Annotated in this window: 13 protein-coding genes and 1 pseudogene; 6 read left to right on the top strand and 8 right to left on the bottom strand. The window is 63.7% G+C overall.

Annotated elements, in window-relative coordinates:
• The first annotated feature begins 10 nt into the window (after nt 1-10).
• Nucleotides 11-1,195: a sensor histidine kinase gene (locus tag NKH51_RS14310; protein WP_254762351.1), complete on the top strand. Its 1,185-nt coding sequence runs from the start codon at nt 11-13 to the stop codon at nt 1,193-1,195.
• 13 nt (nt 1,196-1,208) lie between these two features.
• On the opposite strand, the gene hemL is transcribed toward NKH51_RS14310, so the two are convergent.
• From hemL to NKH51_RS14290, 4 genes are all read right to left on the bottom strand, one after another.
• Nucleotides 1,209-2,555, bottom strand: a complete 1,347-nt coding sequence (hemL, locus tag NKH51_RS14305; RefSeq protein ID WP_254762350.1) for a glutamate-1-semialdehyde 2,1-aminomutase — start codon at nt 2,553-2,555, stop codon at nt 1,209-1,211.
• 367 nt (nt 2,556-2,922) lie between these two features.
• Nucleotides 2,923-4,599 carry an ammonium transporter gene (locus NKH51_RS14300; protein WP_254765158.1) on the bottom strand — a complete coding sequence of 559 codons (1,677 nt, stop codon included), beginning with the start codon at nt 4,597-4,599 and terminating at the stop codon, nt 2,923-2,925.
• A gap of 496 nt (nt 4,600-5,095) precedes the next feature.
• Nucleotides 5,096-6,130: a porphobilinogen synthase gene (hemB, locus tag NKH51_RS14295; RefSeq protein WP_254762349.1), complete on the bottom strand. Its 1,035-nt coding sequence runs from the start codon at nt 6,128-6,130 to the stop codon at nt 5,096-5,098.
• A 45-nt stretch (nt 6,131-6,175) separates the two neighbouring features.
• Nucleotides 6,176-7,801: a succinic semialdehyde dehydrogenase gene (locus NKH51_RS14290; RefSeq protein WP_254762348.1), complete on the bottom strand. Its 1,626-nt coding sequence runs from the start codon at nt 7,799-7,801 to the stop codon at nt 6,176-6,178.
• Between the two features lie 204 nt (nt 7,802-8,005).
• Between NKH51_RS14290 and NKH51_RS14285 the strand changes: the two genes are divergently transcribed.
• From NKH51_RS14285 to NKH51_RS14275, 3 genes are all read left to right on the top strand, one after another.
• A complete protein-coding gene (locus NKH51_RS14285) occupies nt 8,006-8,155 on the top strand; it encodes a hypothetical protein (RefSeq protein WP_254762347.1) in 150 nt (49 codons plus the stop codon).
• 364 nt (nt 8,156-8,519) lie between these two features.
• A complete protein-coding gene (locus NKH51_RS14280) occupies nt 8,520-9,344 on the top strand; it encodes a hypothetical protein (protein WP_254762346.1) in 825 nt (274 codons plus the stop codon).
• A 500-nt stretch (nt 9,345-9,844) separates the two neighbouring features.
• Nucleotides 9,845-10,633 (top strand): TrmB family transcriptional regulator, encoded by a 789-nt coding sequence (locus tag NKH51_RS14275; RefSeq protein WP_254762345.1) that lies wholly within the window; start codon nt 9,845-9,847, stop codon nt 10,631-10,633.
• A 59-nt stretch (nt 10,634-10,692) separates the two neighbouring features.
• Here the strand turns inward: NKH51_RS14275 and NKH51_RS14270 are convergent.
• Nucleotides 10,693-10,833: pseudogene (locus tag NKH51_RS14270) on the bottom strand (plastocyanin/azurin family copper-binding protein); the annotation flags it as partial.
• Between the two features lie 70 nt (nt 10,834-10,903).
• Between NKH51_RS14270 and NKH51_RS14265 the strand changes: the two are divergent.
• A complete protein-coding gene (locus tag NKH51_RS14265; RefSeq protein ID WP_076582629.1) occupies nt 10,904-11,227 on the top strand; it encodes a 4Fe-4S dicluster domain-containing protein in 324 nt (107 codons plus the stop codon).
• Nucleotides 11,228-11,229: 2 nt separating this feature from the next.
• Here NKH51_RS14265 and NKH51_RS14260 read toward each other — a convergent pair whose 3' ends face one another.
• Both NKH51_RS14260 and NKH51_RS14255 read right to left on the bottom strand, forming a co-directional pair.
• The gene (locus NKH51_RS14260) at nt 11,230-11,394 is read right to left on the bottom strand and encodes a DUF6757 family protein (protein ID WP_254762344.1); all 165 of its coding nucleotides are present in this window, start codon (nt 11,392-11,394) and stop codon (nt 11,230-11,232) included.
• Between the two features lie 51 nt (nt 11,395-11,445).
• A complete protein-coding gene (locus tag NKH51_RS14255; RefSeq protein ID WP_254762343.1) occupies nt 11,446-12,231 on the bottom strand; it encodes a PHP domain-containing protein in 786 nt (261 codons plus the stop codon).
• 158 nt (nt 12,232-12,389) lie between these two features.
• Between NKH51_RS14255 and NKH51_RS14250 the strand changes: the two genes are divergently transcribed.
• The gene (locus tag NKH51_RS14250) at nt 12,390-12,677 is read left to right on the top strand and encodes a DUF5789 family protein (RefSeq protein ID WP_254762342.1); all 288 of its coding nucleotides are present in this window, start codon (nt 12,390-12,392) and stop codon (nt 12,675-12,677) included.
• 340 nt (nt 12,678-13,017) lie between these two features.
• Here the strand turns inward: NKH51_RS14250 and NKH51_RS14245 are convergent, their stop codons facing one another.
• Nucleotides 13,018-14,079 (bottom strand): zinc-dependent alcohol dehydrogenase family protein, encoded by a 1,062-nt coding sequence (locus tag NKH51_RS14245; RefSeq protein WP_254762341.1) that lies wholly within the window; start codon nt 14,077-14,079, stop codon nt 13,018-13,020.
• Nucleotides 14,080-14,155 lie beyond the last annotated feature (76 nt).

The following is a 14,155-nucleotide window of genomic DNA, read 5'->3' as shown; positions in this document are numbered from 1 at the left end:
TTAGCGGGCCATGCAACGGCTCGAGAATGCCGGCCTCATTCCCGAAGACCGGCTCCCTACGTATTTGACCGGCTTCGGAGCGGGACTAGCGCTCGTGTTGCTCGCGGAAGTCGCGTTCGGCGTTGCGGTCGGCTCGCCACTTGTCACTGACGGGACGTTTCTGGTCGGAGTGATCACGACAATTCCGTTTCTCGTTGGGATCTCGTACGCCGGCTACTGGCTCCGTTCGTCCGCCCTTTCGCCGGCGCGATACCCGCGCATCGGGTGGTGGTGTCTGAGCGGTCTCGGCGCCTTCCTGTTCGTCAACGCCGCTCTCATCGCCGTCGACCCGATCGAATCGTGGGTCGCGATCCTCTCGTGGCTTCGATGGGCCGTCGCGTTCGGTGCCGGGACCGGGCTGCTCATCGGCTGTATCGAAGCCCGCGCCATCGAGCGCGCCTTGACCGCCGAACGGGCCGTCCTCCGGACGGAACACGTCGAGCAGCAACGGGATTACCTCGACTACCTCAACGGCATCCTCCGCCACGAGGTGTTAAACGCCGCGACGATCATCAACGGCTACGCATCGACGGTTCTGGAGACGGAGTCGGGCTTGTGCGATCGAAATCGCCACCGCCTCGAGATCGTCATCGACGAATCCGAGGAGATGTCGACGGTGATCGACGACGTTCGCGTGCTATTACGGACGACCGAGGGAAGCTATCAGCCCGAGGCCGTCAACGCGTCCCGCGTGCTGTCCGACGAACTCGACAAACTATCTAACCGGCGACCCTCCCTCGAGGTAGCGGCGTCGATCCCCGATGATGTCTTCGTCCGCGCGGACGACCTGCTGGCTCGCGTTTTCGGGAACCTCCTCTCGAACGCGGTCGAACACAACGACGCCGCGACGCCCCGCATCGAGGTCACGCTCGATCCCGGCCCCGAAACCGTTCGAATCGAAATCGCGGACAACGGCCCCGGTATTCCGAACTCGAAGCTCGATGTCCTCTTCGACCGCGTCGAAAGCCGCGGGCAAACGCACGGCTTGGGACTGTATCTGGTCTCTCAACTCGTGGCCCGCTACGGCGGGACCGTCGACCTCGTCGAGACCGGCCCCGACGGCAGTCGCTTCGCGGTCGAACTCCCGACGGCCTCGAGCGGTCGGACCGCCGACCCGATCGAGGAGTCGTCGACGACGGCGCTCGTTGTAACGTAGCGCGCTCGATCCCCTACAGCGCTTCCTTGTACGCCTCGAGCGTCTCCTCGACGTCGTCGTCGGTGTGGCCGTAGCTGACGAACTGGCACTCGAACTGGTTCTGCGAGAGGAAGATATCTTGTTCTTTCATCTGCCCCCAGAAGATGCGCCGCCAGCGCTCCGTCTCGGCGTTTTTCACGTCCGCGGCGTTTTTCGGACAGTAGTCGTAGCGCGGGCAGGTCGGGTCCTGCCGGCAGCCGGCCTCGCACTGCTCCTCGAGCGAGTCCGGTCCCGGACCTCCTCTGGTAAAGATCACCTTGAACATGCTGTCGGTGCCGGTGACGGTGTAGCTGGGGGCCTGATCGGCGATGATGTCGGTCAGCCCGCTCCGGAGCCGGTCGCCCAGCCCGTTGACGTGGTCGTAGACGTCGTTTTCCGCGGCGAACTGCAGGGTCTCGAGGCCGGCGGCCATCGTGACGGGGTGGCCGGAGAAGGTGCCGGCCTGAAAGACGTCGCCGGAGGGGGTAAAGCCCTCGACGATCTCCGCGCGGCCGCCGATCGCGCCGACGGGGAAGCCGCCGCCGATGATCTTGCCGAACGTCGTCAGATCGGGCGTGACGCCGAACTCGCTTTGTGCGCAGCCGAGGCCGCCGACCCGGAAGCCGGTGATGACCTCGTCGAAGATCAGCAGCGAGCCGTGCTCGTCGGTGATCTCGCGGAGGAACTCGTGGTAGCCGTCTTCGGGATAGACGATGCCGTAGTTGCCCAGGATGGGCTCGGTGAGAACGGCCGCGATGTCGTCGCCGTGTTCCTCGAAGACCTCTCGCATCGCGTCCTCGTCGTTGAACGGCACCGGAAGCGTGTGTTCGGCGAAGGACTGCGGGATGCCCGCGGAGGACGGCGTCGGGTTCTCGGCGTCACCCTCGACCAGCGTCGACTCCTGTGCGCCGTGGTAGCCGCCTTGCATGACGACGATCTTGTTCCGGCCGGTGTAGCCTCGCGCGAGCCGGACCGCCGACACCGTCGCCTCGGTCCCCGAGTTGACGAAGCGGATCTTCTCGACGCTCGGGACGTGGCGAACGACGAACTCCGCGAGATCGACCTCGACTTCCGTCGGCGTGCCGTACATCGGCCCTTCGCTGGCCGTCCGCTGGATGGCCGCTCGGACGGGTTCGGGAAGGTCGTGGCCCAACAGCAGCGGTCCCAGACCCATGACCCAGTCGATGTACCGGTTGCCGTCGGCATCGATAACGTGGCCGCCCTCGCCCTTGCGGACGAAGAACGGATACGGCTCGATCGCCGCGCGGACCGCGGAGTTGACGCCGCCGGGCAGTACCGACAGCGCCCGATCGTAGAGTTCGCGTGAGTTGTCCTCGGTCATGCGCGGCCTTTCGGATTCGGACGGCAAAGTAGTACCGAGGTCCGTCCGCGAACCGCCGGCCGGCGACCGAACGTGTCCGCCTCGAGTCCGACGGTATCGGCTCGCTTCGGGAGGGTTCCCTCGCTCGAGCGCTGCCGCTCGGGAGAGTGAAAACAGCGAGAAGCGGCCGACCAGGGCCGCGGCAGTGTCGATGACAATCGAAACTCCGGCGGAGCACACCGTCCGTCGGCTCCGGTTCGGGACCCGCGTTCGAACGCGGGCGGCGTCTCGCCGAGTACAGTAACACACTGTGGGACGTGGGTCGCGTGAGCATCACGTCGCGGGCCGTCGGCGGGCGGCCGCGATCTATCGACCCCGTGTGCCGAGCTTAGACGGCGTCAGGGCCGGTCTTGCCGGTTCGAACCTGTGTCGCGTCCTCGACGGGAAGGACGAAGATCTTGCCGTCGCCGGGTTCGCCGGTTTCGGCGGCAGTGCGGATGGCGTCGACGACCTCCTGTGCGGGGATGTCGGCGACGACGCACTCGATCTTGACCTTCTGGTGGAGGTCGACCGTGTACTCCTCGCCGCGCCACTGGCCCTTCTTCGCGGGCTGTGAGCCGCGACCGGAGACGTTGGTGACGGTCAGCGACGGCGCGCCGGCTTCGGCCAGCGACTGCTTGATCTGGCCGAGGCGGTCGGGGCGGACGATCGCGGTGACCATCTTGATCTCGCCGTCGTTTGGCTCGCCGCCGTCGGTGCGGATGATTTCGTCGGAGCCACCGTCGGTGGCGACATCGGGCTGGCCGAACTCGGGGTAGGTATCGACGCCGTGTTCGGAGACGTCGAGGCCGTCGCGCTCGTGTTCAGGCGTGACACGGGCCTGTCCGATCAATTTGAGTACGCCCCAGACGAGCGCGGTCATGACGACCGTCCAGGCGGCGATGACGACGACGCCGAGGAACTGTGCGATGAACATGTCCACGCGGCTACCGCTGATGCCGCTCATGTATTCGGGTGCGGCCACGATCGGGAGCATCAGCGTCCCGAGGACGCCGGCCGAACCGTGAACCGGGAAGACTGCACAGACGTCGTCGATCTTCAGGTAGTTCTCGACGATGTCGAAGACGATGGGGAGCTGGGCGCCGGCGAGGCCGCCGACGAGGAACGCGCCCCACCAGGTCGACGCGTGGGGGATCGCGGTGATCCCGACGAGACCGGCCAGCAGGCCGTTCGCGACGTAGAGGGTGTCGACTTTTCCGGTTTTGAGCCAGGCGACGAGCCCGGCACCCATCGCGCCGCAGGCCATCGCGATCGTCGTCGTCATGGCGACGCGGCCGACGGTCGCGAAGGCACCGAGCGCCAGTTCGCCGTCGGTGACGGTGAACACCGTCGCAGCGGTCCCGACGTTGAAGCCGTACCAGCCGAAGGCCAGGATCAGCGTCCCGAGCACGGCGAAGGTCAGCGAGTGGCCGGGGATAACGTTCGCGGAGCCGTCCTCGTTGTAGCGGTCGAGGCGCGGTCCGAGCATCCAAGCGGCGGTGAGTCCGGCGATGCCGCCCATCCCGTGGACGATCATCCCGCCGGCGAAGTCGTCGAACAGCACGCCGTTGTACGAGAGCAGTTCGCCCGACCACGTGAGACCGGTGACGACGGGGTAGATCACCGCGGCCAGCAGGAAGGTGTACGTGACGTACGCGCGAAGCTTCGCGCGACCGGCGACTGCTCCGGAGACGATCGTCGCGGCCGTCATCGCGAAGACGGCGCCGAACAACCAGCCGACCCAGTCGTTGACGGCTGCGACATCGAATCCGGGTACGAACCCGCTACCAGCGACGAGCCCATCGACGCCGACGCCGATGAGGAAGAACACTGTCACACCGACCGACCAGGTCAGCAGGTTCTTCGTCAGCTGGTTCGCGACGTTCTTCGAGCGCACCTGACCCGCCTCGAGCATGGCGAAGCCGGCGTGCATGAAGAAGATCAGGAAGCTGACGACGAGCACCCACATGAGGTTCACGCCGTCGACGATAACCTGTGGGTCGACCTGCAAGGGCATCGGCTCCATCAGTCCCACACCCCCGTGTGGTCTGTATCGCTACTGTGTTGTAGACGTTTGTCCACGCCTGAACCGCTCGACCTCATGGTTGTATTCTGAATCACGTCTGAACCCGATGGACTAGCTTCATATAAGGGTTAGCGTTGACAATTGGCTAAAATAGTCTGGGTAATAGGGACAAGCGAACAAATCTAGAGGAGGTTTAATGTGTATAAGGCAATTCGATCTTACGGATTTTTCGAGCTCTGGTTATATATTCTCTCTTTGTAAAGCTGGGAAAACCCGGGCGAGAGACGGATCGGTTCGTAGAAGGGCGAAATAGCGCCTCCGAGTGGCAGATGCGGCTCGCGCGCGGCAGATGTTGCCACTCGTTTGGCTTTGAGCGCAGATGGATGGACGTTCGTCCGAATGGGTTCCGAATTACATCGCGCTGCCAGCGCCGACTGCGACGAGAGCGCGAAGAGGACTCAAGTCCGCAGTGACCGCGAGAACGAATGGTTGCCGTCTACCGGCGTCGGTCCGCAGCGAGGTGCTCCGCGACATCCTCCGCGAAGTACGTCAGAATCAGGTCCGCACCTGCACGTTTGATCGAGAGCAGCGACTCGAGTGCCACGTCATCCAGTTCGAGCCACCCCTTTTCGGCGGCGGCCTGCAGCATGGCGTACTCGCCGGAGACGTTGTAGGCGGCGACGGGACGGTCGAACTCCCGGCGGACGGCGCTGACGATGTCGAGATACGGCAGCGCGGGTTTGACCATCATCACGTCCGCGCCCTGCTCGGCGTCGAGGCGGGCCTCCCGGAGCGCTTCCCGGGCGTTCGCGGGGTCCATCTGATAGTGTCGCCGATTGCCGAAGGCCGGTGCGCCGTCGGCGGCGTCCCGGAACGGGCCGTAGAAGGCGCTCTCGTACTTGACCGCGTAGCTCATGATCGGGACGTGCTCGAACCCGTCGCGGTCCAGGGCGTCGCGGATAGCGCCGACCATCCCGTCCATCATCCCGCTGGGAGCGATCATGTCCGCGCCTGCGCGAGCGTGCGAAGTGCTGATCTTCTCCAAGGCCTCGAGCGTCGCGTCGTTGTCGACGGTCAGCGTCGGCTCGCAGGTCGGTCCGTCCGATTCGACGACCTCCTCCTCGGCTCGCAATTCCTCCTCGAGGGGCCCGCAGTGACCGTGGTCGGTGTACTCACAGAGACAGACGTCGGTGATGACGTAGGCATCGGTCTCGCTCGTGATCCGGCGCAGCGCCTCCTGGATGACGCCGTCTTCGGCCCAGGCGCGGCTCCCCTCGGAGTCTTTCGATTCCGGGATACCAAAGAGCATGACCGCTTCGACGCCGGTCTCGAGGACTTCCTCCACGCGGGCAACCGAGTCGTCGATCGGGACCCGCTCGTGGCCGGGCATCGACTCGATCGGGACCCGCTCGTCGGCCGTCGCGTCGACGAACACCGGAGCGATGAGATCGGCGGGCTCGAGGCTCGTTTCGCTGACGAGCCCGCGGACCCGGTCCTGACGGAGCCGCCGAGGGCGATGTGTGAGATCCATACGCGGGTATTCGAGGGGAGCCGCAAAAGCGCCTCGTTCGCGGATTCAGTCGCCGGACGCAGCCTCCCGGAGCCGGCGCTTGACGCTCGAGACGGTCGGCAACCGGTGTTGCAGCCGCGTCAGCGCGAACATGCCGCGGGCGTACCACGCGGTCGGCACGCTCGGTGGGGCGTCTAGCGGGCCGATCCGGGAGGTCGCGATCGTTCTGGGCTCGAGGTAGCGCTCGATCCCCTCGGGGCCGTGGCGGCGGCCGAGCCCGGAGTCGCCGAAGCCGCCCATCGGCGCGTCGACGGCCGCCCAGCCGGAGATGTAGGCGTCGTTGACGCAGACGGTGCCGCAGTCGATCTCGCGGGCGACGGCGACGCCGCGTTTTGGGTTTCCGGTCCAGACGCTCGCGTTCAGGCCGTACTCGGAGTCGTTGGCCTTCCGAATCGCCGTCGCGACGGTCGGGACCGACTCGACCGCGACGACCGGGCCAAAGGTCTCTTCGCAGGCGGCCGTCGCCTCGGGCTCGAGGTCCGTCAGGATCGTCGGCTCGTAGCAAAACGGCCCCGCGTCGGGCCGGCGCTCGCCGCCGGTCAGCACCGTCGCGCCCCGCTCGCGAGCGTCCTCGACGTGGCGCTCGACGCGCTCGAGTTGGTCGCCGTCGATCAGCGAGCCCACGTCGTCCGCGAAGTCGAAGCCGGTCCCGAGCGTGAGCTCCTCCGTCGCCGCGACGAACGCCTCGACGAACTCGTCGGCGATCGCGTCGGCGACGTAGATCCGCTCGGCGGCGAGACACAACTGACCGGCGTTCGCGAAACAGGCCTGGACCGCGCCGCGAGCGGCCTCCTCGATATCGGCGTCATCGAGGACGATCAGCGGGTTCTTGCCGCCGAGTTCGAGCGAGCAGCCGATCAGGTTCCGGCCCGCCTGTTCGGCGACGAGCTGGCCCGTCTCGGTACTGCCGGTAAAGGAGACGTAGTCGACGCGGTCGATTAGCGCCGGCCCGACGGTCGCGCCGCGGCCGGTGACGATCTCGAAACAGCCCTCGGGAAGCCCCGCGCGCTCGAGCAGGTCCGCCAGCGCGAGCGCGGTGTACGGCGTCTTCTCGTCGGGTTTGAGGACGACCGTATTACCCGCGATCAGCGCGGGGAGCACGTCGGTCAGCGAGAGCGTGAGCGGGTAGTTCCACGGTGAGATCGCGACGACGACGCCGACGGGCTCGTAGGTCACGCGGGCCGTCGTCGCGTGCGGGAAGACGCCCCGCCGTCGATCCTCCCCGAGCGCCGCGTCGCCGCGGTCGGCGTAGTACGAGCAGGTCATCGCGACGTCGAGGACCTCCTCGACGGCGTGGCGACGGGATTTCCCCGTCTCGAGTTGGAGAATGTCGAGCAGTTCCGCCCGATGTTGCAGCACGAGATCGCCGAACCGATCGAGGATCTCGCGTCGCTCGTCGATCGACGTCTCGGTCCACGTCGACTGGGCTGCTCGAGCGCGGTCGACAGCCCGTTCGACGTCGGACCCGGCGCAGTCGGGAATCTCTCCGATCTCGGCGTCCGTCGCCGGCGCTCGTACGTCGATCGTGTCGGTGCCGTCGGCGTCGACCCGATCGGCCAGCGTCGCGAGCCGATCCGCGGAGACGCTCGTCGCCGCGAGGACGTCTGTGCGTGATTCGGTCTCGAGTACCATGGCTACTCACATCGTTCGTACTCGCACCCATACGCTTTTGCATCGCGGAGGGCCCCTTCTTTCGTTCTCGTCTGCAAACAGGTTCTCGCGACCGTTCGCTGCCCGGTTGGAAGCAGGACCCCGTTGTTACGGCTGGAGTACACGCCAGTCTACTCCGTGCTCACTCACGACCGGCTTATGAGTCCTGGCGGGAAACGGAATTTCATGGCAGCACAGTCACGGCGGAAGGGCGCGGCGCGGTGTACGGACTGCGGCAGAGCGCTGGCGGTCTGGTTCTCGTCGGACGAGATTCGGCCGATTGGAAGTGCCGACGGCTGTCCCTGCGGCGGAACGTCGTTTCGGCCGCTCGGCTAGCCAGCAGAAGTTAATACTACGACATGAGAGGACACCGATTGCTCTGTTTGACTCCAAGGAAGTGATCGCAGCGCCTCTTAATTAGCTGTTGAAATCGCAGACCGAGGTGTGTCCGTCTGTTGCTATTTAACTGTAAGTACGTTCCCTCAATGAGATCAGAGGTGTGATTATCAGTGTGTGCTTAGGAGGAATATTCACACTGCTTATAGCGGTTATGACGCTATTCCCCTCGCCATGGAATTTATTAATTCTGTAGTGAACGGTCTCATAGTTATATTGCTATATTAATTCAGACATCTTATATTAGCATACAATATATAAAATAGTTAAATATTTATAAGAAGATACCTAATAATAGGTCTCAATGAGGATCTCACGACGCCAGACGGTTGCATCACTTGCATCAATTACGGGATTCAGCGTTATCCCAGCAGGCGCAACTCAGAACGACCCAACTCCTGCAGCGCGGGAAATAGGGATTGACAAACGAGTTCAAGAACTACTAAGAAACGGAAAAGAGGAAGTAGCTCACTCCCTCCTCGAGAAGCACAGTATTAACTACGCTTCTACGTCAGACGTATACAAATCAGCATTCGAGGGTTATCATGGCAAGGGTGGAGTATCGACAAGTGATGTCTGGATTCGAGATGAAGCACGCGCCACATTTACCGCGTGGAATGTATCGGATAATCTATACCATGCCACTCTTGCTTGGACTCTTGATGGGCGGTCTAACGACGTAGACGCAGCGATTCCATGGGACGGTGCAATGATAGGATGGGAGGATAGCACATGGAGCTTTGAGCCGGATTCTCCTACATTAATAGTTCTAAACGAGTTTGGCGATGGAACTACAAACTCGGCAACTGCATCGATACAGAACCGACCTTTGTTTGATGCACCGACTAACGCAATTGGCGCACGCGTGGGGGATGGTGAAGCCGATAGTGTAACAAGAGGAGATACCAAGATGCGTGGTAGTCTAGAGGTAGAATTAACGAAGGAAAGAAATTCTGAAGCAACTATTGGAGGAAAGTATACGCATACCTGGACTTTCGGACTGGGTCAGAACGGAGTCTCATTCACCGGTGCAAAGAACGGAATTGGAATTGGTCTGACTTTACCACTGGGAAGGAACGACAAATGGACCATTCCGAAAGATCCAAGTGACAGATACATAAAACTATAGATAGGAAAATGGGTCGAGAAGATAGATTAATAATACTGCTACTATGTTTATTATCATTTCAATTGTCTGTGGTCATACTTGGCACATCCGGACGAAATGCGCAACTATATCGTTCGACAGCCTTCGTAGGAGTCTATGTCGGATTTCTCCTGAGCATCGTAGTCGCACTGAACGTATCAGCCGATAGTTTACGGAGATAGACACTAGGCTTGTCCATCCAAACGCCCCTGAAAGATTCATTTGTGATCCTACGGACCGTTCTCTGTCCGTCGGTGACACTTTTCCGACGTTCTCGGCATCCGTGATGTTTTCTTTTTGACTATTGAAGCCGCAATATGGCTCCTGGATTGTAGCGGGGTAATCAGGTGTACCGACGGCTGTCCCTGCGGCGGAACGTCGTTTCGGCCGTTCGAATAGCTGACGATCGACGACACTCCACTTATAATGGCGTGGCGCGGGAAGGCAGCGCCCTTTCCTCGAAGATTAGTCATATATTCGCTATGTCCGACGCCGAGGAAGCCGTCGGTGCGCTCGAGGAGTTGGGCCTGACCGAGTACGAGGCCCGTTGCTTCGTGGCGCTCACGCGCATTTCGAAGGGGACGGCCAAGGAGATCAGCCAGGTCGCGGACATCCCTCGCTCGCGGGTGTACGACACCATCGAGCGACTCGACCGCAAGGGGCTGGTCAGCGTCCAGGAGACCGAGCCCCGCGAGCACAAGGCCGTCCCGGTCGAGACGGCCTGTCGACGGATCCGCGAGGACTACGACTCCCGGATCAACGCCGCCGAAAACGCCCTCGGCCAGCTCGAGGAACCGGACTCGCCGGACGACGAAGGGATGTGGGCGATCAACCAGCGCGAACACGTCCCCGAGCGCATCGTCCGCTTCCTCGAGGAAGCCGAGGAGACGGTCCACTATCTCGTTCCGGCGACCGAGGTCTCGGACCGCGACATTCTCGCGGCGCTCGAGTCCGCCGCCGACCGCGGCGTCGACGTCTTCGTCGAAGTGCCGACCGACGACGACCGCGCGGAGTTCGTCGACTCTGTTCCGAGTGCGACCGTCACGCTCGCCTCGGACCTCGAGACGACGAACGACGTTTACGACGAGTGGCCGGCGCAGTTAGTGATGATCGATCAGCGAGGGATCGTCGCGGCCGGCATCAAAGAGAGCGACCTGCCGGACGTGGTCGACGAGATGGCAGTCTGGACCTACGGCCGCGATCACGGCTTCGCCGTCTGGATCCGCGAACTACTCGATACCCGTCTCTCCAACGGGGACGAGGATCGCTGACTCGAGACGGCCGATCGCCGCGCTCGGGTCGCGCCGTGGCGACCGCCCGTCCGCCGTCGTCACTCCACGACGATCGTGCCGACCATGCCGGCTCTCTCGTGGGGAATGCAGACGGACCCGTGTTCGCCGGTCGTCTCGAAGGTGGGAACGTACGACTGGCCCGACCGTATCGCGCTCTTCCCGTTCTCCCAACTCTCGCGGGGCGGCCGTCGCGCGGACTGTATCGAAGACGTACTTTTAAGTAAACGTCCCTCGTCCGATCTGTTAGCAATGGCCATAGACCCACAGTTCCACGAGAACCGCGAACAGGTCGACGAACACGAGGGACACGTCGTCTGGGGTCCCGTCGACGAGCCCGAGGAACTCGGGATCCACGGTACGCACGTTGCGGTCGACTTCGACCTCTGCATCGCGGACGGAGCCTGTCTCGAGGACTGCCCGGTCGATGTCTTCGAGTGGGTGGACACGCCGGGCCACCCCGAGAGCGAAGAGAAAGCGGATCCCGCGAAGGAAGCGCAGTGTATCGATTGTATGCTCTGCGTCGACGTCTGTCCGGTCGACGCGATCGACGTCGACGCCGGACGAACGGCGTAGAATTACTCGGCGCGGTCGACGTCGACTTTCTCCTTTAGGTTCTCGAGGCCGTCAGCTTCGGCGAGCTCCTGTAATCGCTCGCGGAAGTGTTCTTCACAGAGGCCGACTCTGAGCCCGTCGGACTCTGCAGCGAAGGCGGCCTCGCGGTCACAGTAGTGACAGTTCATACCCAGCCGTAAGGACCACGACGCATTGAACCCTCCGCTATCGGCGAGCGTTCAGGGAGCCCCCGTCGGGAGGTCGAGTCGCTCGTAGGCCCCTCGGGAGAGCCCGTCGACGCCGAGGCGCTCGTCGTGGGCGTCGCTCCCGCCGGTCGCGAGCAGGTCGTGACGTTCGATCGCTCGCTCGATCGGTCCGCGGTCGACTTCGCGACCGTAGGGATACCGCAGTTCGACGGCGTCGAGGTCGGCCGCCAGCGCGAGCGCGCTCTCGGGGTCGCGGTAGCGCAGCGGATGAGCCAGCGAGACGAGCCGGCACGACTCGGTCAGCGCTCCGTGGCCTCGCTCGAACGACGGGACCTCTCGAGGCACGTAACACGGGCAGTCGGAGCCGATGAGGTGGTCAAACGCGCCCTGATAGTCGTACTCTGCCTCGGGATGGGCCTCGATCGCTCGCGCGATGTGGGGCCGGCCGAACCCGCCGTCGATCGTCACGTCCAGCTCGATCCCCAGCCGCGATTCCACGCAGTCGACGATCGCTCCCCCGCGCTCGATCCGGTTCTCCTGAATCTTCTCGAGAATCGCCTCGAGCTCCGCGCTCGGCTCGAGGCCGTACCCCAGCAGATCGATCCGCTGGCCGCCCTCCGTCCCGACCCGCAGTTCGATCCCGTGGAGCAGCGTCACGCCGTCGCGCTCGACGACCGGCCCGTCGAACGGCTGGACCCGGTCGTGGTCCGTCACCGCGACGACGGAGACCCCGTCGCGACGCGCGACCTCGGGCACCGCCTCGAGCGCGAGGCTCCCGTCCGAGCGCGTCGTGTGGACGTGTAAGTCCGCGTATGGCATACCCTATCCGAACGGTTCCGCTCCTAAAGGCGTTTCTCCGCGCTTGCTCCCGGTTTTCGAAATCTCTAGGGTGCTACTAGGACCTTTAGGTGTACAGTGTGACTAGGAAACATAGATGGACAATGTTTATAATTATCGTTCACGGAGGACCGGGTGTAATGCTGCTCAATGGCACCGGCGAGGTCATCGACGACCACGAGTACCCCGCGACGACCGAGGAACTGATCGAGGAGTACGGGGACCGCACCCTCGAGCTCCCCAACGGAAGCGAAACGGTCGGCGATGTACTCGCCCGCCTCGAGTCCGAGACCTTCGAAAATCCGGAGGACGCGCGCTTCGCCGTCTACTCCGCCGTCAGCGACAAGGCCGTCGGCCGCGTCGGCTACAGCGACCGCGACCCGACCCCGGTCGGCAGCCCGTACGCGCCCGACGCCGTTTCCTTCTAACCAAACTTTTTACGCGGGGTCCTCGCTCGCTTCGCTCGCTCGAACCCCGCGCAAAAACTTTGATGAAAAAGGCCGAGCGCGCCGACGGCGCGCTCGGTACAGCCACTTGCACTTACCACAGGCGGAGAGTCCACCGTTAGCAGCCGTGAGCGACCGTAGGGAGCGAGCGGGCCGACGACTGATGTGAGCGAGCAGCGCGAGCGAACGGAGGGAGGAGTGCTTTTGTACTAAATTTTGCCGAGGGTGCGGCGAAGCCGCGCCCGTGGTTCGAGAGAGCTTCGCTCTCTCGTCATCACGGAAGACGCGAAGCGTCTTCCGAACGACAGAGCAAAATTTAGGTTCAGAACGTGTCGATGACCGGAATGCCTTCGGTCTCGAAGTCCGTCATCGCCTCGAGTTTGTCGCTGACGTCCTCGAGGGCGATCGTCTCGGAGACCACCTTCTCGGGGTGGAGTTTCCCGGTCGAGACCATCCGGAAGATCTCGTCGTAGCGGGTCGGCGGCATCCCCAGCGAGCCGATGAACTCGATCTCCTGCATCACCATCGCGTCGGACGGGAGGGAGATCATCCCCTGTTCGTCCTGGGTCGTGAGGCCGACCTGGATGTGCTGGCCGCGGGCGTCGAGGCTCGAGACGGAGTTCTGGCTGGTCGTCGCGATGCCCAGCGCGTCCATCGAGACGTGAGCGCCACCGTCGGTGATCGCCGAGACTTCGCCGGGGACGTCGCCGACGTCGTCCGCGTTGATCGTCTCGACCGCGCCGAGTTCCTCGGCTTTCTCGAGTTTCTCGTCTTTGAGGTCGACGGCGATGACGTTGGCGCCGAGCGCGTCGGCGATGTGGACCGCCGAGAGGCCGACACCGCCACAACCGTGGATCGACACCCAGTCGCCCGCGCCGACGTCCGCGCGGTGGGCCAGCGCGTGGAACGAGGTCATGAACCGGCAGCCGAGGCCGGCCATGTCGACCGAGGAGACGCCGTCGGGGAGTGCCACGAGGTTGTGGTCGGCGACGGGGACGTGGACCTGCTCGGCGAACGCGCCCTGGGCCTGCTCGATGAACCCGAGCGGCATCACGTTCTCGCAGATGTTGGAGTGGCCGCGCTGACACCGGGGGCAGGTCCCGTCGCCGAGGTTGAACGGAACGGCGACGTGATCTCCCTCTCTGACGCTCTCGACCTCGTCGCCGACGGCGACGACGCGGCCGGCGGGCTCGTGGCCGAGGATCTGTCCCGGCTCGGTCTCGAGGCCGAGCCACCCCCAGTCGCCCTGCCAGCCGTGCCAGTCGCTCCGGCAGACACCGCAGGCTTCGAGTTCGACGACGGCCCCGTCCGGCGTCGGCTCCGGCGCGTCGACGTCTTCGATCGATAGCGGTTCACCGTGATCCTCGAGGACAGCTGCGCGCATGCGTGTGCCTCACGTTGTCAATCGACAAATACACCGCACACGTTCGCAGCGACTGAGAGTGCCCTCGCAGTGGGCG

The organism is Natrinema marinum, assembly GCF_024296685.1.
In the GTDB taxonomy this organism is placed as follows: domain Archaea; phylum Halobacteriota; class Halobacteria; order Halobacteriales; family Natrialbaceae; genus Natrinema; species Natrinema marinum.
This window is presented reverse-complemented; position numbering and strand designations above follow the sequence as displayed.

Excerpts from the sequence above, each read along its gene's own strand:
- NKH51_RS14265 (WP_076582629.1), top strand. The coding sequence starts at position 10,904 with ATGGCCATAGACCCACAGTTCCACGAGAACCGCGAACAGGTCGACGAA.
- hemB (WP_254762349.1), bottom strand. The coding sequence starts at position 6,130 with ATGGATCTCACACATCGCCCTCGGCGGCTCCGTCAGGACCGGGTCCGC.
- NKH51_RS14300 (WP_254765158.1), bottom strand. The coding sequence starts at position 4,599 with ATGGAGCCGATGCCCTTGCAGGTCGACCCACAGGTTATCGTCGACGGC.
- NKH51_RS14250 (WP_254762342.1), top strand. The coding sequence starts at position 12,390 with ATGCTGCTCAATGGCACCGGCGAGGTCATCGACGACCACGAGTACCCC.
- NKH51_RS14260 (WP_254762344.1), bottom strand. The coding sequence starts at position 11,394 with ATGAACTGTCACTACTGTGACCGCGAGGCCGCCTTCGCTGCAGAGTCC.
- NKH51_RS14310 (WP_254762351.1), top strand. The coding sequence starts at position 11 with ATGCAACGGCTCGAGAATGCCGGCCTCATTCCCGAAGACCGGCTCCCT.
- NKH51_RS14280 (WP_254762346.1), top strand. The coding sequence starts at position 8,520 with ATGAGGATCTCACGACGCCAGACGGTTGCATCACTTGCATCAATTACG.
- hemL (WP_254762350.1), bottom strand. The coding sequence starts at position 2,555 with ATGACCGAGGACAACTCACGCGAACTCTACGATCGGGCGCTGTCGGTA.
- NKH51_RS14245 (WP_254762341.1), bottom strand. The coding sequence starts at position 14,079 with ATGCGCGCAGCTGTCCTCGAGGATCACGGTGAACCGCTATCGATCGAA.
- NKH51_RS14290 (WP_254762348.1), bottom strand. The coding sequence starts at position 7,801 with ATGGTACTCGAGACCGAATCACGCACAGACGTCCTCGCGGCGACGAGC.
- NKH51_RS14275 (WP_254762345.1), top strand. The coding sequence starts at position 9,845 with ATGTCCGACGCCGAGGAAGCCGTCGGTGCGCTCGAGGAGTTGGGCCTG.
- NKH51_RS14285 (WP_254762347.1), top strand. The coding sequence starts at position 8,006 with ATGGCAGCACAGTCACGGCGGAAGGGCGCGGCGCGGTGTACGGACTGC.
- NKH51_RS14255 (WP_254762343.1), bottom strand. The coding sequence starts at position 12,231 with ATGCCATACGCGGACTTACACGTCCACACGACGCGCTCGGACGGGAGC.